The 18687-nt window shown below is 67.7% G+C and carries 17 protein-coding genes, 4 tRNA genes and 1 pseudogene; 7 read left to right on the top strand and 15 right to left on the bottom strand.

All coding sequences use genetic code 11. The annotated features are described in order from the left end of the window. Nucleotides 1-36: 36 nt before the first annotated feature. From ACESK5_RS03705 to ACESK5_RS03730, 6 genes are all read right to left on the bottom strand, one after another. On the bottom strand, nt 37-903 hold the full coding sequence (locus ACESK5_RS03705; protein WP_372910204.1) for a metal ABC transporter permease: 867 nt from the start codon (nt 901-903) through the stop codon (nt 37-39). 3 nt (nt 904-906) lie between these two features. Then, entirely contained in the window at nt 907-1659 is a 753-nt protein-coding gene (locus tag ACESK5_RS03710) for a metal ABC transporter ATP-binding protein (protein WP_372910205.1), read from the bottom strand. Further along, nucleotides 1656-2720, bottom strand: coding sequence for a metal ABC transporter substrate-binding protein (locus ACESK5_RS03715; RefSeq protein WP_372910206.1), 1065 nt, complete (start codon nt 2718-2720; stop codon nt 1656-1658). The genes ACESK5_RS03710 and ACESK5_RS03715 overlap by 4 nt, the downstream gene beginning before the upstream one ends. A 294-nt stretch (nt 2721-3014) precedes the next feature. After that, a complete protein-coding gene (locus tag ACESK5_RS03720; protein WP_372910207.1) occupies nt 3015-5501 on the bottom strand; it encodes a DUF2309 domain-containing protein in 2487 nt (828 codons plus the stop codon). Continuing rightward, the gene (locus tag ACESK5_RS03725) at nt 5491-6978 is read right to left on the bottom strand and encodes a proton-conducting transporter membrane subunit (RefSeq protein ID WP_372910208.1); all 1488 of its coding nucleotides are present in this window, start codon (nt 6976-6978) and stop codon (nt 5491-5493) included. The genes ACESK5_RS03720 and ACESK5_RS03725 overlap by 11 nt, the downstream gene beginning before the upstream one ends. Before the next feature lie 281 nt (nt 6979-7259). After that, the gene (locus ACESK5_RS03730; RefSeq protein ID WP_372910209.1) at nt 7260-7745 is read right to left on the bottom strand and encodes an Lrp/AsnC family transcriptional regulator; all 486 of its coding nucleotides are present in this window, start codon (nt 7743-7745) and stop codon (nt 7260-7262) included. A 122-nt stretch (nt 7746-7867) separates the two neighbouring features. Here ACESK5_RS03730 and ACESK5_RS03735 point away from each other — a divergent pair, with 122 nt between their 5' ends. Further along, a complete protein-coding gene (locus ACESK5_RS03735) occupies nt 7868-8479 on the top strand; it encodes a hypothetical protein (RefSeq protein ID WP_372910210.1) in 612 nt (203 codons plus the stop codon). Then, on the top strand, nt 8464-8670 hold the full coding sequence (locus tag ACESK5_RS03740) for a hypothetical protein (protein ID WP_372910211.1): 207 nt from the start codon (nt 8464-8466) through the stop codon (nt 8668-8670). The genes ACESK5_RS03735 and ACESK5_RS03740 overlap by 16 nt, the downstream gene beginning before the upstream one ends. Nucleotides 8671-8695: 25 nt before the next feature. On the opposite strand, the gene ACESK5_RS03745 is transcribed toward ACESK5_RS03740, so the two are convergent. From ACESK5_RS03745 to ACESK5_RS03755, 3 genes are all read right to left on the bottom strand, one after another. Further along, complete coding sequence (locus tag ACESK5_RS03745) at nt 8696-9427, bottom strand: cupin domain-containing protein (protein WP_372910212.1); 732 nt, start codon at nt 9425-9427, stop codon at nt 8696-8698. Between the two features lie 63 nt (nt 9428-9490). Then, nucleotides 9491-9563: transfer RNA gene (locus tag ACESK5_RS03750), tRNA-Ile, on the bottom strand. A gap of 106 nt (nt 9564-9669) precedes the next feature. Next, a tRNA-Asn gene (locus ACESK5_RS03755) sits at nt 9670-9774 on the bottom strand. 88 nt (nt 9775-9862) lie between these two features. Here ACESK5_RS03755 and ACESK5_RS03760 point away from each other — a divergent pair. Beyond that, nucleotides 9863-10021: pseudogene (locus ACESK5_RS03760) on the top strand (group I intron-associated PD-(D/E)XK endonuclease); the annotation flags it as partial. A gap of 302 nt (nt 10022-10323) precedes the next feature. Here ACESK5_RS03760 and ACESK5_RS03765 read toward each other — a convergent pair. Beyond that, a tRNA-Asn gene (locus ACESK5_RS03765) sits at nt 10324-10428 on the bottom strand. Nucleotides 10429-10564: 136 nt separating this feature from the next. Here ACESK5_RS03765 and cca point away from each other — a divergent pair. Next, entirely contained in the window at nt 10565-11932 is a 1368-nt protein-coding gene (gene cca / locus ACESK5_RS03770) for a CCA tRNA nucleotidyltransferase (protein WP_372910213.1), read from the top strand. Nucleotides 11933-11980: 48 nt separating this feature from the next. Here the strand turns inward: cca and ACESK5_RS03775 are convergent, their stop codons facing one another. The 4 genes from ACESK5_RS03775 to ACESK5_RS03790 all read right to left on the bottom strand — a co-directional run bounded on the left by ACESK5_RS03775 (nt 11981) and on the right by ACESK5_RS03790 (nt 15615). Then, the gene (locus ACESK5_RS03775) at nt 11981-12985 is read right to left on the bottom strand and encodes a histone deacetylase family protein (RefSeq protein WP_372910214.1); all 1005 of its coding nucleotides are present in this window, start codon (nt 12983-12985) and stop codon (nt 11981-11983) included. 2 nt (nt 12986-12987) lie between these two features. Continuing rightward, nucleotides 12988-13419 (bottom strand): histone family protein, encoded by a 432-nt coding sequence (locus ACESK5_RS03780; RefSeq protein ID WP_372910215.1) that lies wholly within the window; start codon nt 13417-13419, stop codon nt 12988-12990. 59 nt (nt 13420-13478) lie between these two features. Next, the gene (locus tag ACESK5_RS03785; RefSeq protein ID WP_372910216.1) at nt 13479-14954 is read right to left on the bottom strand and encodes a single-stranded DNA binding protein; all 1476 of its coding nucleotides are present in this window, start codon (nt 14952-14954) and stop codon (nt 13479-13481) included. Between the two features lie 145 nt (nt 14955-15099). Further along, nucleotides 15100-15615, bottom strand: a complete 516-nt coding sequence (locus tag ACESK5_RS03790; protein ID WP_372910217.1) for a hypothetical protein — start codon at nt 15613-15615, stop codon at nt 15100-15102. Between the two features lie 138 nt (nt 15616-15753). Between ACESK5_RS03790 and ACESK5_RS03795 the strand changes: the two genes are divergently transcribed. Continuing rightward, nucleotides 15754-15826, top strand: a tRNA-Arg gene (locus tag ACESK5_RS03795). Between the two features lie 521 nt (nt 15827-16347). Beyond that, the gene (locus ACESK5_RS03800) at nt 16348-17142 is read left to right on the top strand and encodes an alpha/beta fold hydrolase (RefSeq protein ID WP_372910218.1); all 795 of its coding nucleotides are present in this window, start codon (nt 16348-16350) and stop codon (nt 17140-17142) included. A gap of 574 nt (nt 17143-17716) precedes the next feature. Here the strand turns inward: ACESK5_RS03800 and ACESK5_RS03805 are convergent. After that, nucleotides 17717-17995 (bottom strand): hypothetical protein, encoded by a 279-nt coding sequence (locus ACESK5_RS03805; RefSeq protein WP_372910219.1) that lies wholly within the window; start codon nt 17993-17995, stop codon nt 17717-17719. A gap of 78 nt (nt 17996-18073) precedes the next feature. On the opposite strand from ACESK5_RS03805, the gene ACESK5_RS03810 reads away from it, so the two are divergent. Beyond that, nucleotides 18074-18685: a DUF309 domain-containing protein gene (locus ACESK5_RS03810; RefSeq protein ID WP_372910220.1), complete on the top strand. Its 612-nt coding sequence runs from the start codon at nt 18074-18076 to the stop codon at nt 18683-18685. The last annotated feature ends 2 nt before the right edge of the window (nt 18686-18687 follow it).

Consider the following 18687-nt stretch of genomic DNA (forward strand, 5'->3'; position numbering starts at 1 on the left):
AGCTGCGGCCGGGACGGTGGCCGTCGGTGGCACGTTCTATCGACGCCCCAGGAGGGTCAGGGACACGGCTCCGGCGTAGACGCCGATGGCGACGACGACGATGGTGCCCCCGGTGGCGACGCCGTACGCGTACGACAGCGTCGTCCCCGCGAGGACGGCGACCTGTGCGGCGACGACCGCGAGCACGAGCGACTGCTTGAAGCTCCGCGCCACCTGCGTCGCCGCGGCGACGGGAACGACGAGCATCGCCGCGACGAGGATGACGCCCAGCATCTGCATCGCGCCGACGACGACGAGAGCAGTGAGGACGACGAGCAGCCGGTTCGTCCAGCGGACGTCGACACCGCCCACGCGGGCGGCCGCCTCGTCGAAGGTGACGAACACGAGCGGTCGGTACGAGACCAGCACCACGGCGACGACGAGGGCGCTCAGAGCGACGAGGAGTTCGACGTCGCCGCGCGTGATGGTCGAGAGGCTCCCGAAGAGGTACTGGTTGATGCCGACGGCGATACCGCCGCCCGTGAGGCTGATGAGGATGGTGCCGACGGCGAAGCCACCGGTGAGAACGACGACCATCGACACGTCGTTGTAGACGTCGGTGTACTCGGAGAGGGTCTGGATGAGGAGCGCACCCACGACGGCGACGACGAGCGCGGTGAGCGACGGCGACACCGGGGTCTCGAGGAGGCTACTGAGGAAGAGTCCGACGGCAACGCCCGCGAACGCGGTGTGGGCGAGGGTGTCACCGATCATCGCCAGCTGTCGGTGGATGAGGAAGGAGCCGACGAGCGGCGCGACGACGGCGATACAGACGCCAGCGACGAACGCCCGCTGCATGAACGGGTAGCCGAGCATCTCCGCGACGAAGGCGACGACGAGCGTGAGAGCGGGAGGGAGCGACATCGGTCAGTGTGGATGGTGGTGGTGGTCGAGCAGTCGCTGGTTCGCCCCGTACGCCTCGCGGAGCGCGTCGCTCTCGGAGAAGGCCAGCGAGTCGCCGTGGAAGAACAGCCGCCGGTTGAGACACGCCACCGTGGAGGCGTACGCCGTGACGACGCCGATGTCGTGTTCGACGAGGAGGACGGTGAGCCCCTGGTCGTTCAGGTCGCGGAGCAGATCGAAGAACGCCTCCCGGGACTCGGCGTCGACCCCGACTGTCGGTTCGTCGAGGGCGAGGAGATCCGCGTCGGCGGCGAGCGCCCGGGCGATGAACACGCGCTGGCGCTGGCCGCCCGAGAGCCGCGACACCAGTCGGTCGGACAGGTCGGAGATGCCGACCGTCTCCATGGCGTCGTCGACGCGCTCGGTGTCGCGCCGGCGGAGACGACGGAGGCCGGACCCGACGTGCGGGTAGCGACCCATCGTGACGACTTCGCGGACGGTGACGGGCATCCGACTCGCGGTCCCGGTCGTCTCCTGGGCGACGTAGCCGACGCGCGTCCCGTCCGTCTGCTCGTGAGCGGGGTCGCCGAACAGCGTGACCGTCCCCTGGTCGGGACGCAGCAGGCCCAGCATGAGTTTGAGGAGCGTGGTCTTGCCGGAGCCGTTCGGGCCGACGAGGCCGAGGAAGTCGCCCGCCTCGACCGACAGCGAGACCGCTTCGACGGCCGGACGACCGTCGTACGCGTACGTGACGTCGGTCAGTTCGAGGACCGTCATTCGGCACCGAGCGCCGCTGCCAGCGATGGCAGGTTCACCCGCTCCATCACGTCGACGAACCCCCAGCCCTCGTCGGCCCACTCGTCGGTGAGCGTCGGGACCGGTGTCAGCGGGAGCGCGTCTCGCGCACTCGTCTCCGCGACGAGTTGCTGTGCGGCGCGGTCGGACTCGAAGACGGGCGCGAGGACGTACTCGACGTCGTGCTCGTCGATGATTCGCTGTGCTCGCCTGACGTCCTGAGGCGTCGGTTCGTCGTCGGGGGCGACACCGGTGAGCGCCGCGACGTCGAAGCCGTACCGGTCGCCGAGATATCTGAACGAGTTGTGCCCGGCGACGAGAACGGTGTCCCTCGTGCGCCCGGCCAGTCGCTCGCGGTAGGTGTCGTCGAGCGCGGCGAGCCGGTCGGCGTACGCCGCGGCGTTCTCGGTGTACGCTGCCTCGTTCGCGGGGTCGACGTCGCGTAGTCCCGCCGCGATGTTCTCGACGGCCTGTGTCGCTCTGGTCGGGTCGAGCCAGAAGTGTGGGTCCGCCCCGGCGTGGTCGTGGTCGCCCTCGTCCGTCTCGTGGTCGTCGTGGTCGTCGTGCTCACCCTCGTCCGTCTCGTGGTCCGCTGCGTGGTCTCCCTCGTTCGTCCCGTGTTCGTCGTGCTCACCGTGCTCGTCGTGGTCGTCGGCGCCGGAGAGCAGGTCGATGCCGCGTCGGGCCTCGATGACTGCGACGTCGGCACCGTCCGACGCCAGGTTCTGGACCAGTCGGTCGGCCCACGGTTGGAACCCCTCGCCCACGTAGACGAACGCCGTTGCGTCGAACACGCGGCGCTGGACGTCGGGACCGGGCTCCCAGCCGTGTCCGTGCTGTCCGAACGGTACCAGATTTCGGACGCGCATCTGGTCGCCGGCGACGCGCCCCGTGAAGTCCGAGAACACGAAGAAAGAACTCTCGACCGTGTCCGCCGAACCAACCGAGCCGCCGGTGTTCGCCGCGCCGAGACAGCCGGCCAGCCCGCCCGCTGTGACCGCGGCCGTGCCGGCGAGGAAACGCCGTCTGCTCTGTCGCGTCATGTTAATAAATTCTACTCCGATATTAATATAACTTACCATCAGAGTCGAGTGGTTTGATAACGGTTGGGCGTCAGTGACACTCGGGAGCGAGAGGCGGTGAGTGATGGCGTCACTCGCTCGGGGGGTGCCGGGCGTCGAGTGTGGATGGAGGTGAGTCGGGACGTCCGACGGACTGGCTGTACTCTCGGTGAGGAACAGTGCGACGAACTCGACGCCGACGTCTACGCGACGCACGACGCGCGCGACGCCACTGGAGCAGAACAGGAGACGACCGAGACGTGTGCCGGGGTTCCCTCAGTCGTCTGCTGCCGGCGGGGTGGTCACCGGCTCGGCTTCGACGTCGGCTTCGGCTTCGACGACCGACCGTTCGTCGCCGTCGACCGGTACCCAGCCGCGGGTCCCCTCGTAGTGAAACGCGCGGTGGTCCTGTTCGGGGTCGACGACGGTCAGCGAGAGCCAGCCGTTGTCCAAGAGTTCAGTCAACGCCGCGTGGTCGGCCAGGACACCGGCCACGCGCTCGATCGGCGCGTGGACGACCGTCGAGAGTCGGAGCGGCTGGTGGTACGGTTCGTCGTCGGCGCTCATCAGGGACTGCAGCGGGAGGCCGGTCATCAGGTCGCCGCCGTTCCCCTGGTAGACGCCGACGTTGCCGACCGGGTTGTGGGTCACCTTCGAACCGCTGCCGTAGACGGCGTTGTCGACCGTCGCGAAGTAGTACTGCGTGTTGATCCACTGGGTGACGACCATCGGGCCGGTCATGATGACCTCGAGCGCGTCGCCGTCCGGGTCGGTCGTCCAGTCGTACGAGTGGAGGAACGACCGGCCGTCGAGGTCGAGTCCATCGGTGAGCGCCCGCGGCCCGACGACGAACCCGGCGTTGCCGGCCAGTCCCCACTCGGGACGCGTCTCCGCCCAGTCGGCGGCACGGCGCTCGGTCTCGCGGACGCCCGACTCCAGGTCGGCGGTCCCCCCCATGTCGCCGACGCGTTCGGCCGTCGCGCCGGCACGGGCGGCTTCGAGGTCCGAACGGAGCCGCTCGACGTCGTCCTCGTGCGACGAGGGCACGTCGTCGGCGTACAGGTCCACCTCGTCGGTGGTCGTGTTGTGTTCGGCCGCGACGAAGACCGTGTCCTCGGGGACGTCGATGCCGCGTTCGCGGAGTTCCGCCCTGACCGCCTCGTCGTTGCAGATGGCCGCGAGCACACGGGCGTTCGGGCCGCCGTGGTTGCCGGCGCAGGCACCACAGTCGAGGCTCGAAGCGAACGGGTTGTTCGCCGTCTGGCTGCCGTGGCCGGCAAAGACGACGACGCGGGCGAACTCCTCCCAGCCCATGAGTTCGAAGGCGGCCGCCGCGTACTCGACCTTCTCGTCGAGGAAGAGTCCCTCGCGGAGTTCGTGGACGGAGTCGGGGTTGTAGTCGACCGAGGGCTCACAGAACTCGTGGTCGTCGGGGACGCGCGCGTCGACGGCGTCGAGGACGTCGTGGACGCGCCCGGGCAGGAGCGTCCGGGCGGTCAGGCCGACTCCGTATCCGACCCCGGCGCTCTCGACGAAGCTGAACGCCGTCGCGGCGTTCGACTTGAGGCTCTCCACCGCCGTCTTCACCGCTCCGGAGAGGGCGTGCCAGCGGTCGTGTTCGGCGTGCCGGTCACCCGCCCCCGTCTTCGTCGGATAGTCGGCGATGCGGTGCTGTGCGTCGAGAATCGGCGGACAGGCGTCCACGGTCACGTCGGACCCGTACCCGGTGTACCGCATCGGGATGCCGAAGAACCCGGCGTAGCCGTGGGTCTCGTACTCCCCGACGGCCTCGATGTGCCGGCGGATGATTTCGGACCGCGGGTCGATACAGAAGACCAGCTGGGCGTCCGGGCGGCCCCCGTCGGGCGTCGCAGCCTCGGCCTCCGCGAGCGACGCGCTCGCGTCGGTGAGCGAGTCGACCAGTTCCGCGCGGTAGGTCGATTCCCACGCCGTCAGCCAGACGTCCGCGAGCGGGCGGTCACCCGCGTCGCCGTCGGCGCGCTCGTCCTCGCTCGCCGGTGCCTCCGCAGGAGCGAGGGGGGCGTCGAACAGGTCCGCGAGCGCCAGACGCACCGCCAGGTACTCCGGCAGCGTAATCGGGTACGACGACTGCCAGGCGTCGCCGGCGGCGGCACGCTGTTTGACGAACCCCGTCCAGCCCGGGAGCGCGGCGAGGTGGAACTCGAAGACGTCCTTCCACTGGCCGACCGGGTAGTCGACGAGGCAGTCCTGGATGGCGGCGACCGGACTGTCCGGGAGCGTCGCGAGCGTCTCCCGCTCCGGGATGTCCCGGTCGTGCGGCGCGACGGTGCGGAACGCCTCGTAGAACCCCTTCTCGCGGTTCGGCATGGACCACTCCGCCCGCCCCTGGTCGAGGAAGGCCGCCAACCACTTCGTCAGGACGGCGTCGACCCGGTCCGTGGCCGTCGACGCCGTGTCGAGCGTCTCGGGCGCGGCGTCCGCCGCCTCCGCCATGCGGTCGAGCGACGTCTCGGGGTCGCACTCGTAGCCGCTGGTCGTCAGTTCGGCTCGCAGGACGGCCGGGTCGATTTGTCCGGACTCCCACGCCCGACGGAACGTCTCCACGCTCGGGTAGCCGTCACCGCCGAGCAGCCGTTCGGCGCTCGCGACGGCCTCGTGGAACGGCTGGTGCTCGAACCCGTCGAGCGGGTTGGCGGTCACGAACGAGTGGAGCGGCCAGACGGAACCGACCGCGTCGGCCGCCGCGTCGATGCTCTCTTCGATAGCTGGTTCAGTACTCATGGTAGTCCTCCGAGGAGGTAAGCAGGGTTTCCGAGGCGGGCTGTCCCGCGTTCAACAGGGTCACGTACAGGCGCGTGCTGTGCCGGTAGACGCCGCTCTCGATGGCGAGATACGCCAGGAGGAACGCGACGGCGACGAGACCGTGAACCACCGTCAGTTCCGCCGGTTGGCCGACGGCGGGGAGGCCGGCCAACAGCCCGTCGACGGCACGGTACACCCCGGCGTAGATGGCGAGCGCCGGGAGAGCCACTAGCGGGACGAGTCCGTAGCGAACCGCGGAGCGGAGCGCCGTCCGTCCGACGATGTCCCGGGTGGCCTGCAGGACGGTCAGAACGACGACCAACACGAGCAAGAGGCCGGTGTTCAGTCCCGTTCCCTTCCCGGTGAGCGCGGCGAACAGGACGCCCCCCGCGACGGCGGTGGCGACGACGACGACGACGCCGACGAGGCCGACCGAACCGGTCGGGTTGCGCTCGGTGGGGCTCTCGTGTGTGACCCGCTCCCCCGACGCGAGGAACTGGTAGGCCTTGTAGAACCCGTGCAGGACGAGGTGAGCGATGGCGGCCCCGAAGAAGCCGAGGCCGGCCTGCATGATCATGAAGCCCATCTGGCCGACCGTCGAGCAGCCGAGTTCCCCTTTGACGTCCGTCTGGACGGTCTTCAGGAGTTTCCCCGTCAGGGCGCTCGCCGCACCGACGAGCACCACCGCGAGCATCACCCCGGCGTCGACGGTGACGACCGGCGCGAAACGGACCAGCAGAATCCCGCCGGCGTTGACGAAGCCGGCGTGCATCAGTGCCGAGGCCGGCGTCGGGGCCGTCATCGACGAGAGCAGCCACGTGTGGAACGGAACCAGCGCCGACTGGACCATCGCGGCCAGCAGGAGCGCACCGGCGGCGAACAGGACGACCGTCGACGGGGTGGCCCCGGGCGTCGACACGAGGCCCGACACCGTCGTCGTTCCGGTGTGCCACCACATCGTCCCGAGCGCGACACCGAGGAGCGCGCTACTCGCGAGGAAGTACCGACGGGCGAGGGAAGCCGCGGCCCGCGCCTGTGGCCACCCGTCGACGTAGCCGACGAGGCTGGCCATCACGACGCCCATCACGAGCCACGCGCCCCAGAACAGCACGAGGCTGTCGGCCGCGACCAGCACCATCACGGCCAGCGTGAACGCGAACACGCGGACGAAGAACCGGTCGACGTTCCGGCTCCCGGCCATGTAACGCCGCGAGTAGCTGTGAACGATTCCGCTGAAGAAAGTGACCGTCACCCACATCAGGACGGTGAGCCCGTCGACGGCGACCAGTCCGCTCAGTCCCCACGTCTCGCCACTCCCGACGTACAGTGCCAGCGCGCCCAGACTCACACCCCACAGGAGCCACACGAGTCGCGTCGACACGACCGGTACGCGCGATTCGTCGCCGCTCGGGGTCGGAAGCTGTCCCACCGTCGTCGTCTCGGTTTCCTGTGGCATCGTTTGATTCGTCGACGACCGGTGACCGCGACGACCACCCGCGAGCACAGTCACCGGCCGCCCTCACCCTATGACGAACATATTAGTTATTAAATCTACTGATTTGACCAAACTGTTCTCTATAACCCATATTATAGAACATTATGGTCTTCGCAGGGAGCGCACCTCTGGCTGGACGGCTGGCGGTCACGAGAAGGTCGTGCCTGGTGGCGACGTCTCGGCGAGGGGTACGAGACGTCGGAGCCGGAACGCCGCGGGGAACGGGGGCCGGGCGTCGCGGCCTACGGTTCGTCGTCGGAGCGCCGTTCCGGGTCGAACTTGCCGAAGGGGGTCGTCTCGTGGCTCCGGACGAGGACTTCGTCGGCGACTCTCAGCCCCATCTCGAGGAGTTCCTGTGCGACGGGCGTGATGTCGTTGTCGGACTCCCCGACGGCGGTGACCAGCAGGTTCTGTTCGCCCGTCACCAGCTCCTGCACGGAGACGACGCCGTCGATGTTCAGGATGTCGGGAATGAGGTCGCCTCGTTCCGGAATCGAGGCGGTGCAGAAGAGCAGCATCCGGAGCGGGTAACCCGACCGCTGGTAGTCGACCTCTGCGCTGTACCCCTTGATTATCCCGTCCGCTTCGAGGCGTTTGATACGCTTCCGGACGGTACTGTCCGAGGTGCCGGCGCGCTCCGCGATGTCACCTGACGACGGGTTCCGGGCGTCCTCCTGTAACGTGTACAGGATGGCCCTGTCCACGTCGTCGATGTCCGTCTCGCTCATACCCGTAGGTCCGCGGCAAAGCTACTTTAGCGTTGTACGTCGGTCGGGTGCAGGACCGGTCCCCCACTCCGGAACCGAACGGACGACAAACTTCATGCGTTCTGGTACCAATCCACGAGAAGATGGACGTCGACGAGTTCGTGGGCCTCACCAGACGGTGGTCGGTTCTCGACGCGCTACGTGAGGGACCGCTGGACCGGCAGGACCTCCAGGGACGGGTGGGCGTGTCGCGGCCGACGATTCACCGACAGGTGCGGGCGCTCGACGAGGGTGGACTGGTGACGAAACGGGACGGGGCCTTCGCGCTCACGCCGGTCGGAGAACTCGCAGCCGCCGAGTTCGCACGCGTGTTCGAGACCATGGACGCCGTCGCCGCACTGGGCCGAGTCGTTCGCTGGCTTCCGGTTCGGGCGTTCGACTTCGACTTCGACCGTTTCCGAGACGCGGAGGTCGTTCTGCCACACCCGAACGACCCGCTCGCGCCGACCAGACGGATGCTACAGCAGGTCCACGCGGCGGAGCACATCCGCATGGTCACGTACACGTTCCTGCCGGAGGGGAACCCGGCCACCAGACGGTGCTTCGTCGGCGAGGACCAGTGCTTCGAGGAGGTGCTGGACCCGGCGCTCATCGAGACACTCCTCGCCGACCCGAAATCCACTGCGCACCTCGGGAACTGCTCGCGCAGGGAACGCGCGTCGCGATCGCCGCCGAGCCGGTGCCCGTCATCCTGACCATCGCAGACGAGACGGTGATTATCGGAGCCGTCGACGGGGGTGGGAGGCCACAGGGCGTCATCGTGACCGACGACGAGAGCGTCCGAACGTGGGCCGAGGAGACGGTCGACGGCTATCTCGCGGCGGCCGATCCGATGACGCTGGAGGATGTCGAGACACGGGCGGTGGCCGCCGACGGCGGGACGTGACCGAGGCGCCGACCCGGTGTCTGGACTAGTCGACCCGTTCGGGGAGCCGACCCAGGAACTCGAAGCCGTACTGGGCGCCGGTCGCGAACACCGACCGGAGTGTCTCTTCGGTCGGCTCGACGGGGTCGGGGAGCGACCGGGTTTCGGTCCGCTGACCGACCGCTCTGAAGAACCCTTCGCCACCACCGGGGGTCATGACCGCGACGACGCGACACACGTCGTCGCTCTCGTTGGCGAACCCGTGTCGCTCGCCGCCCGGCACGTAGCCGGACGCTCCCGGGCGGAGGATTTCGTCCCGTCCGTCGGCGTGGAGCCGTGCCTCACCCTCGACGGCGTGGAACACCTCGCTCTGCTCGTGCGTGTGAAGGCCGTTCTCGAACCCCGGGGGGACCAGCATATCGAGGACCAGATACTCGCCGTCGGTCGTCTCGGCGTCGGCGGTAATCGACACCGTCGCACCGAGGACGTGGTAGTGGTCGTGGTCGTGCGCGTTTCGGCTCTCGGGTTCGGGGTTGTGACTCGTCATCAGTTCTCCGACGGGGAGCGGACGTGGAGCCGACGTCGGGTGGTCCAGACCCGTCCCGTCGACCGTCTGGAGGCCTCGGGAGGGATTGTAGTTACCGGCCGAGAACGTCTCATCCGCCGAGAGAGCGGGGTCGGCGTGGTCGTCCGCCAATGGGAGCGCCGACCGCCGTTCGCTGAGCGCGACGGGCAGGGGTCCCGGACTGGTGCAGGGTTCGCTGCTCGTGTTGCTCACCGCGGCATCCGTGGGCCCTCGGGAGTTCAGGTGTCACTGCTCACTGGCGTTCGCAGGAACGCATGGGCCCTAGGGGGTTCGAACCCCTGACCACCCGGTTATGAGCCGAGCGCTCTGACCACTGAGCTAAGGGCCCGTATCTCGGGAGAACAGGTCCCCGGTCTTAGAAGTAGCGACTCGGGGTGCCGTCGCACGAATCGTCGCGTCCACACCGCTGACTCCGAGGGTGAGAATCGGAGAAGCGCCATCGCCAGGACTCGAACCTGGGACCACCTCGTCTCTGCGGGAAACAGCCCGGGGCTACTCCCCGTAACAGCGAGGCGCTCTACCAGCTGAGCTACGATGGCAAGCATACCTTGCTACCCCAGGACTACTGAAAGTGGTTTCGCTTCGTCGCAGGTACGTACAACAGTACGGCCGGAGAAGGTGGGCGTAATGAGCGACGACACGAGTCACTTCGCACGGCTCGATGGACCGCATCTTCGAGGACAGGCCACGGAGGCAATCGTCACAGCCGAGTTCCTCAAGCGTGGCATCCCGGTTCTCGTACCTGCGTACGACAACGAGCCGTACGACCTCGTCATCGACTACGGTGGCGGGTTCCACCGCTTGCAGGTAAAGACGGGATACGACCACAACGGAACGATACGTTCGAGACAGTCAGTACGCGGGCTCGGTCCGACGGTTACGAACGGAGTGACTACCGCGAACGCGTGGACTACTTCGCGGTCTACAGCCCGACGACGGAAGAGACGTATCTCGTGGACTCGACGACGCCGCGGCTGGAAAGATGCAGCTCAGATACGAGCCCCCGGCGAACAATCAGAAGCGGGGAATCAACTGGCACGAGGCGTACGAACTGGACGTGGTACTAGAGCAGGTGGGATGAAGAGAAGCGCCATCGCCAGGACTCGAACCTGGGACCACCTCGTCTCTGCGGCGAACAGCTCGGAACTACTCCCCGTAACAGCGAGGCGCTCTACCAGCTGAGCTACGATGGCTCGCGTCGCAATCGACGCACTCTCCCGTACTGGAGATGATTTGATAGGGCTTTCGTTTTCACCCGCCTGCGGCACGGCGGCGCACGGCGTCAGGGGGACCGACACGCTTTCGCGCGGGGGCGGACAAGCGACTCCGATGACCGAACTCGAGGCAGTCGTGGCCCGGGTCGACGAGCGCGTCGCGCCCGACGCGGCCGAGCGCGAACGGCTGGCGGCGGCGGTCGACGAGCTCCGGACGCGGGTCGAACGTGCCGTCGAAGCGGAACTGCCGTCCGAAGTCGCCGCCGGGACCGACGTCCTCCAGGTGGGGTCGACCGCACGCGGGACGTGGCTGGCGGGCGACCGGGACATCGACCTCTTCGTCCGGTTTCCCGCGGACGTCGACCGCGCGGCGCTCGAACGGTACGGTCTCGTCGTCGGGCGGGCAGTGCTCCCTGAAGGCCACGAGGAGTACGCCGAACACCCGTACGTCACCGGCACGTTCGAGGGCTTCGACGTCGACCTGGTCCCGTGTTACGACGTCGAAGACGCTTCGCAGACGCGGTCGGCCGTCGACCGGACGCCGTTCCACAACGCCTACCTGACCGAACGAATCACGCCTGCCCTCGCGCGCGACGTGCGTGTGTTCAAACGCCTGCTCAAGGCCGTCGGCGCGTACGGCTCGAACCTGCGGACGAGAGGCTTCTCGGGGTACCTCACGGAACTGCTCGTGGTGGAGTACGGAGGCGTCGTTCCCCTCCTGGAGGCGGCCGCCGACTGGCAGCCGCCCGTGACGTTCGACCCCGAAGCGCACGGGACGCGCGACCACGACGACCCGCTCGTGGTCGTCGACCCGACCGACCCCGCGCGCAACGTCGCCGCCGTCTGTTCGGCCGCGAACGTCGCGCGACTCCAGCACTACGCCCGCGACGTCGTCGACGACCCCCGAACGGAGCTGTTCTTCCGGGGAGAGCCCGCGCCACTCGACGAACAGGCGGTCCGTGACCACCTCGAACGCCGGGGGACGACGCCGCTCGCCGTCCGATTCGAGGCACCCGACCTCGTCGACGACCAGCTCTACCCCCAGCTACGGAAGTCGCTGAACGGGCTCGGGAGTGAACTCGACCGGCTCGGCTTCGGCGTCCTCCGGGCGGAGGCGTGCGCCGACGACCACGCGGTCCTCCTGTTCGAAGTCGAGTCCGCGACGCTCCCGGCCGTCGAGCGTCACGAGGGGCCGCCGGTCCACGTCCGGTCGCACGCAGAGGGGTTCTTCGAGGCGTACGTCGACGACGAGGGAGTGTACGGCCCGTTCATCGACGACGACCGGTACGTGGTCGAGCGATCCCGAGAGTGGACGGTCGCCCGGGTGTTCCTCGAGAGCGACGCGGTGTTCGACGTCGCGCTCGGCAAGCACGTCGAGTCGGTACTCGAGGAGGGGTACGAGGTCCTCGCCGGAGCCGAGGTGGCGACGCTGGCCGAGGAGTTCGGAGTGGAACTGCGGACGTACTTCGAGCCGCAGCCGTGACCGACACCGAGAGCAAGAACAAGAGCTAGACCGAAGCCGGACGCGGACTCAGAGGCCGAAGGCGTCGCGGACGTCGTCGACGAGGAGTTCGGTCTTCTCGTTCGGACCCTCGTCCGGGTCGATGGGACGGCGGCCGTCGAACGTCTCGTGGACCGTCGCAACCCCGTCCGAGAGGGTGTCGAGGCCGTAGCCACCTTCGAGGACGAACGAGAGGCCCGCGTTAGAGGACTGGGCGACGTCGCGGACGCGGTCGGTGAGGAGCGCGTACCCCTCGGTGGAGACGCGCATCCGCGAGATGGGGTCGTGGCGGTGCGCGTCGAACCCGGCGCTGACGACGAGGAGGTCGGGGTCGAACTCGTCGAGCGCGGGAGCGAGCGTCTCGTCGAGGGCGTAGAGGTAGTCGCCGTCGCCCGCGCCCGCCGCGAGGGGGACGTTGAGGGTCGTCCCCTCACCCTCGCCCGCACCCGTCTCGGCGACCTTCCCGGTGCCGGGGTAGAGGCCGTCCTCGTGGAAGGAGGCGTAGAAGACGTCGCCGCGGTCGTAGAAGATGTCCTGCGTCCCGTTGCCGTGGTGGACGTCCCAGTCGAAGATGGCGACCCGGTCGACCTCGCCGTCGTCGAGGAGCGCCTGGGCGGCGACGGCCGCGTTGTTGACGAAACAGAAGCCCATCGCGTCGTCCTCGACGGCGTGGTGTCCCGGCGGGCGGCCGAGGGCGAACGGCGTGTCGCGGCCGTCCGCTCCCGCGACAGCCTCCCGTGCGGCCCACTCGGCGAGGCCGGCACTCGCGAGCGTCGCCTCCCACGTCGACACGCTGGCGACCGTGTCGGGGTCCCAGTTGCCGCCGCCGTCCTCACAGAACTGCTTGATCTCCGTGACGTAGTCGGGGTCGTGGACCGCCTCGACGCGCGCCTGCTCGACGGGCGCGGACTCGACGTACTCGACGCCGTGACGCTTCGCGAGCGCGCGCCTGATGGCGCGTAGTCGGTCCGGCGTCTCCGGGTGCCGCGAGCCGGTGTCGTGCTCCAGACAGACCTCGTTGTAGCCGAACTGCATGGCTACGTGAAGAGGGCGAAGTACGTCTCGATGTCCTCCGCCTGGATGGTTCGGCGGTCGGCGTGGCGAGCCAGGATGGCCGCTGCCGCCGCGACGTTGTCGGCGTAGTCCTCGAGCACGTCCGCCAGTGCGATGCGTGCCTCCATCGACACCCGGTAGCGATCGTCGATCCGGAGACGGGCGATGCGGTCGACCGGCGCGACGGGGAGTTCGAGCGCCTCCCGGTCGACGACCTGCTCGACGTCGAAGTCCGCGGCCATCAGCGTCTTCCGGCCGTCCGTCGTCGCATGCTCGGCCGCGTCGACGGCCAGCGACGCCCCGTGCTCTTGGATGCGCCGAGCGAGTTCCTCCGCGGCGTCGGCGCTCACCCGGAGCTCACCCGCGTTGCGTCGGATGATAGAGTCGACCGGGGCGAACGGGAGCTCGACACTCATACACAATTATCCAGGTTACCCGCCGTATAATCCTTTCCGTCGCCAGCCGAACGAGCGGCTCAGAAGACGTCTTCGGCGTCGATGCGGCCGTCACGGACGCGTCCGCGAACGGTCACCTCCTCGCCGAGGCGGAGGCTGGCGTCGGTGTCGACGCTGTACGTCTCCGTGCCGTCGTCGAGCACGACGGGGCTTCCGGCCTGCACGACCGTGCCCGTGAACTCGATTTCGTCGCGTTCGCCGGTGGTGTCGTCGGCGGACCCGGCAGTGGCGGCGTCGGCAGTCGACGACGCGGACGCGGTCGACGACGATGACGACGCGGACGAGTCGGACGCGGAGTCGAACGAACTCAGACTCCCCTGGCTTTCGCTCCCTCCGGACGTCGTGGTCGCGGCGGTGGCTGCATCGTGGGTCGGGGCGTCGTCCGGCCGCTCGTCGAGCACCGAGACGGTCGAGCGCCAGTTGGCCGAACACTCCAGTTCGTCCTGCCACCCGTCCTTGACCTGGACGTCGGTGAAGACGGCGTACTGGCCGAGGTCGACGTCGACGTCGGCCTTGTCACCCCAGAGTGCCACCCGGATGTCGCCAGTGTCGTCCTTGATGCGGACGTTCCGCACCTGCCCCTGCGAGCCGTCGTCGCGGTCGAACGTCCGCTTCTCGTCGAGTTCGATGACCCCGCCCGCGACGTCGACGGTCTGGCCGATCTCCAGCGCCCCGATGGGGTCGGTCTCGGGGACGTAGTCGATGTCCTCGTCGATGGGCTCGACGCTCCCGCGATTGCCGACGTGGAGTTCGAGGTCACCGTCGCGTTCGCGGACGTAGCCGTCGACGACTTCGACGGACTCGCCCTCGGAGAACTCGGTCGCGAGTGCCGCGCGCTCGTCCCAGAGCGTGACTCGCACGCGCCCGGTCGGGTCGCCCAGCACGAGGTTGGCGACTTTGCCCTCGGTGCCGTCGTCGCGGTCGAACGTCCGGACCGAGTCTGTCGCGAGCACCCGGCCGGAGAGGTTCACGTCGGAGAGGCCGAGCGAGAGGTCCTCCACCCGGTAGGTGTCGAGCACCTGGACGTCCACGTCGGCCTCGTCGTCGGGTTCGACGCGGTCGACGTTCACTTCGACGCCGTTGTAGCCGTCCTTTGGACGGCCCGCGATGCGGAGTACCTGACCGACCTCGAGTTCGTCGACGGCCGCCTCGGCCGCGTCGTCCCACAGCGCGGCGCGGATACGCCCGGTCTCGTCGGCGACTTCGACGTTCACGACTCTCCCCTCGGCGTCCTCACCGTCGCGGTCGAACGTCCGGAGTTCGCCGACGCTGACCACCTTGGCGACGAACTTCACCTCGTCCATGCCGGGTTCGATGTCGGCGATGCCCGACACCTCGCCGCCGGCGTCCTCCAGCTCGTGGGCGACGAGCATCGCGGCAGTCTCCTCGTCCGCGAGCCCCCCCATCTGTTCGACCTTCTCCTGGACGGCGGCCTCGAACTCCTCGAAGTCGACGTCCGGGGAGACGTCCTCGTAGACATCCTCGATGGCACCCATAATCCGTTCAGCACCAGGGTAGAGTCGCGCTTAAGACTTGTCTTTGGTCCCGTAGAACGGGTTCGATAGCCCTCACGGCCGTCGATTTCGACTGATTTGCCCGGAACAGCATCGACCGGAGGTAGGCGCGGGTTCGTACTTGAACCTACGCCCCGTCGCGGCCGACGCGGACGACTTCGCGCCGGCCGTCGACGTCGTCGTGGACGACGCTGACCACCTCGGGAACGGCCCCGTCCATCACCACGCGGACCTCGTAGCCCAGCGGGACCAGCGCCTGGGTGCAGCCCACATCCCCGCGGCGTTCGACCTCACTGGCGACGACGACGGTGAGCAGGTCGTTCGCGGGGTCGTACGAGACGTCGGCGAGGGCCGGGACGGCACAGCCGTTCGGACCGTGGGCACAGCCAGTGACGGTCACGCCGTCGTCCCCGAAGCGGACACTCGCCGTTCCGGGGTTCTCGCACCGACCGGTGTCGGTGAGCGACGTCTCGACGAAGCGCGGGTGGGTAGCGGTCCCGCTCCCGTCGCTGCCGTCGTCGGTACCGTCAGCGTCCTCGGTACCGCTGTTCTCGGCGACGGGAGGTGCCCCACCACCGAGGCAACCGGCGGTGGGCGTCGTGAGCGCGAGACCGAGCGTCGAGAGAAGGGCGCGCCGTCGCATGTGAGCGACGTCTCCGGCCGGAGGGATAGTCGTTGGCGAGACACAAGCCCGGCTTTGTGTTACGGCAGTGTGCGACTGTCTGCCGTCGACCGACGGAACCGTAACCGTCTTAAGCCGGACGGGCCTCTGCTCAGGTGAGTCCTGATAGGGTAGTGGACTATCCTCTTGGCTTGCGGAGCCAGGGACCGGAGTTCAAATCTCCGTCAGGACGCTCATTTCATTCGCGACCTGACGTGCCCCACACCCACTGCGTTCGTGTGGGACTCCGTCAGGACGTCATTCTTCCGAGGCCAAACGGCGAGTGACCTCCGTGTCACTCGCCTCTGCCGAGGCTGCTGACTCGACACGAAGATTTGAGCAGACCGGGCGCGCACAGCGAAGCGAGCACGTCCGGATGAGTTCAAATCTCCGTCAGGACGCTCACTTCGTCACCGGAAGCAGCGCTTCCAGTTGCTCGCGGGACCCGTGGTCCCGCGCTGTTCGCGGCCTGACGTGCCCCACACTCGCTCTGCTCGTGTGGGACTCCGTCAGGACGCTACATTTTACAAGTGCAAAAACGGTGAGCGACGTTTCCGCCGTTCCACGAAACTATCGGGTTTTCACACTAGACAGCGGCGAGCACAATCAGAGAGTACTGAAAAGCGCTCAATATGTGTACAATCGTTGTGTGAAATATAGAATACATCGAGACGCCAGACAGTGTTCCGTTATACTACGAAGAACAGGGCGAGGGTGAGACGATTCTCCTCGTTCACGGCTGGACGTGCAACGCGGAGTACTGGTGGCGCGAGAACATCCCGGCGCTCGCAGAGACACACCACGTCGTCGCACCCCGACCTCCGTGGGCACGGACTCTCGGGAAAGGCCGACGACGGACACACGCTGGCGCAGTACGCACGCGACATGCGTCACGTCATCGAGTCACTCGACCTCACCGACGTGACGTTCGTCGGCTGGTCGATGGGGACCGAAATCGCGTTGAGCTACTTCGAGCAGTTCGGAAGCCAGGACGTCCGTACGTTCGGATTCGTCGACCAGAGTCCGTGCTGGCACATGGACGATGGCTGGGAGTACCCACTGTTCGGCGAGTTCTGCTCCGAAGCAGCCAAAGGGGTCGTCGAGGCGTTACAGACCGACCGGGCGGGCTTCGTGAAGGGACAGGTCATCCCTGCGTTCTTCGTCGAACAGCAGTCGGAAGCGAAGGTAGACGAGATATTCGCGGAGACGATGAAGACGCCGACGCCCGTGACGGTCGCGATGTTCGAGGAGATGGCGTCCGCGGACTTCCGAGACGTGGTGAGCGAGGTCGACGTCCCGACGCTCCTCCCCTACGGCGGACAGAGCGCGGTCTTCCCGGGGGATATCGGAGCGTGGATGCACGAGCAGCTCCCCGACTCGGAGCTCGTGATGTTCGACGGGAGCAGCCACTGCCCGTTCGTGGAGGAACCGGCGAAGTTCAACCGTGAACTCAGTGGCTTCGTCTCCGGACTCAGCAGTCGGGACGTCGGCGTCGCCGGGAGGTCCTGATACTGTCGGTTGTGAGAGGCAAGACGGGACGCCACCGATTCGAGGCCGACGACGACCGGTACCCAGCGACGACACCTCCTTCGAGCCGACGTCCCGTTCGCTTCGTCTGTGGGCGACACGACAGTCGCCCGCATGGCCAGCGAGACGACTCGTCGTCTCGCGCTGCTCACGGGACTCCCGGCGGGTCGAACACAGGAGACACGGCGCGGGACCCGACCTGGGGTGTCCTGGTCGTGTCAGTCGTGAAGAGGGCCGCCTGCGAGAGGGAGAGGAGTGAGGAGCAGCCAACGGCCCTCCAGAAGCTGCTTTACGCCCGATACGTTTAAGACTTTTTTCTGACACTTGTGGCGTGATACAATATGGGTTCAAATTTCGCCGAGCACAACGTTTCGTCTCGGCGTAGAGTTCCTGGACGTGCAAAGGTGCCTGCCCACGTTCCCGTGCGCCTTCGGACCGGGACCAGTTGGTTCGAGCCGGCTCGTCGAGACTTCTCTCGACGACTCGACGGAGGGGCGCTCCTTCTCGACGTGGCGGCGGGTCCACTCACGCGACGGCGGCGAGAGCGAGCGTCCGTTCACGCGGTGTCGTACGGGTCGTCAGAGTCGTCCGAGTCGTCCGAGTCGTCGGAGGCGTCCGCGTCGGCGACGTCCTCAACTGAAAGCGACGGGCCGAATCGCGGTGAGGGCCGTGCCGTGGGTGGGTCATCTCGCTGACGGGTGACCCACGTCTCGTGACAGTCGGGGCAGTAGTTGCCCTTGTACGCGTTCGTGAGCAGGTAGCGGGTCCCGCAGTCGATGCAGACGCACCCGCTGGTCGCGTGCCAACCGGAGCGTCGGGTGTGACGTGCTACCACAATTCAACGAAGACACGCACATACATAAGTATAGCAGCGCTACTGACCGAACTGATAATAACTAACACGATGCCGAGTATGCACGACGCGCTCACCGCCGGCGTCGCCGTCTACAACGCCGGAGAGCACCACGCAGCCCACGACGCCTGGGAGGCGACGTGGCTCGAACTCGAGACGGGGACGGACGACGAGCGGTTCCTCCACGGCCTCATCCAGTTCACCGCCGTCGTCTACCACGGGCGACGACGGAACTGGAGCGGAGCGGGAAAACTCGCGCGGTCGGCGGGGGGGTATCTCGACGGGTTAGCCGCCGACTACCGGGGTGTGGACCTCGCGAGGGTCCGGGCGTACCTCGCTCGCGTCGCGGCCGACCCCGAGTACGTCGAGCGTGCACGCCCGCCGTCGCTCCGCTACGAGGGGGACGAACTCGGTGCCGCGGCCCTGTCGCTCGACGCCCTCGACGTCGCGGCAGCGGTCGTCGCGGAGGAGTACGGCTTCGACGAGGACGTGGTCGCGCGGGCAGTCGTGTACGCTCGCGAGGAGGAACGAACCGCTCAGTCACGGTTTCGGGCGCTCGTCGTCGACTTCGTTCAGGACGCGGCGCGGCGTGGCCTGGTCTACGACCGCCTGCGCGACCACGTCCAGCGGCGGCGGCGAGAAGAGACCGACGTCGAGGGGTTGTTCGAGTAACG

Origin of the sequence: Salinigranum sp., from assembly GCF_041641895.1 — an archaeon.
Taxonomy (GTDB): Archaea; Halobacteriota; Halobacteria; order Halobacteriales; family Haloferacaceae; genus Salinigranum.

Bases quoted from the DNA above. Each gene is read 5' to 3' on its own strand.
- ACESK5_RS03705 (WP_372910204.1), bottom strand. From the start codon at position 903: ATGTCGCTCCCTCCCGCTCTCACGCTCGTCGTCGCCTTCGTCGCGGAG.
- ACESK5_RS03710 (WP_372910205.1), bottom strand. From the start codon at position 1,659: ATGACGGTCCTCGAACTGACCGACGTCACGTACGCGTACGACGGTCGT.
- ACESK5_RS03715 (WP_372910206.1), bottom strand. From the start codon at position 2,720: ATGACGCGACAGAGCAGACGGCGTTTCCTCGCCGGCACGGCCGCGGTC.
- ACESK5_RS03720 (WP_372910207.1), bottom strand. From the start codon at position 5,501: ATGAGTACTGAACCAGCTATCGAAGAGAGCATCGACGCGGCGGCCGAC.
- ACESK5_RS03725 (WP_372910208.1), bottom strand. From the start codon at position 6,978: ATGCCACAGGAAACCGAGACGACGACGGTGGGACAGCTTCCGACCCCG.
- ACESK5_RS03730 (WP_372910209.1), bottom strand. From the start codon at position 7,745: ATGAGCGAGACGGACATCGACGACGTGGACAGGGCCATCCTGTACACG.
- ACESK5_RS03735 (WP_372910210.1), top strand. From the start codon at position 7,868: ATGGACGTCGACGAGTTCGTGGGCCTCACCAGACGGTGGTCGGTTCTC.
- cca (WP_372910213.1), top strand. From the start codon at position 10,565: ATGACCGAACTCGAGGCAGTCGTGGCCCGGGTCGACGAGCGCGTCGCG.
- ACESK5_RS03775 (WP_372910214.1), bottom strand. From the start codon at position 12,985: ATGCAGTTCGGCTACAACGAGGTCTGTCTGGAGCACGACACCGGCTCG.
- ACESK5_RS03780 (WP_372910215.1), bottom strand. From the start codon at position 13,419: ATGAGTGTCGAGCTCCCGTTCGCCCCGGTCGACTCTATCATCCGACGC.
- ACESK5_RS03785 (WP_372910216.1), bottom strand. From the start codon at position 14,954: ATGGGTGCCATCGAGGATGTCTACGAGGACGTCTCCCCGGACGTCGAC.
- ACESK5_RS03790 (WP_372910217.1), bottom strand. From the start codon at position 15,615: ATGCGACGGCGCGCCCTTCTCTCGACGCTCGGTCTCGCGCTCACGACG.
- ACESK5_RS03810 (WP_372910220.1), top strand. From the start codon at position 18,074: ATGCACGACGCGCTCACCGCCGGCGTCGCCGTCTACAACGCCGGAGAG.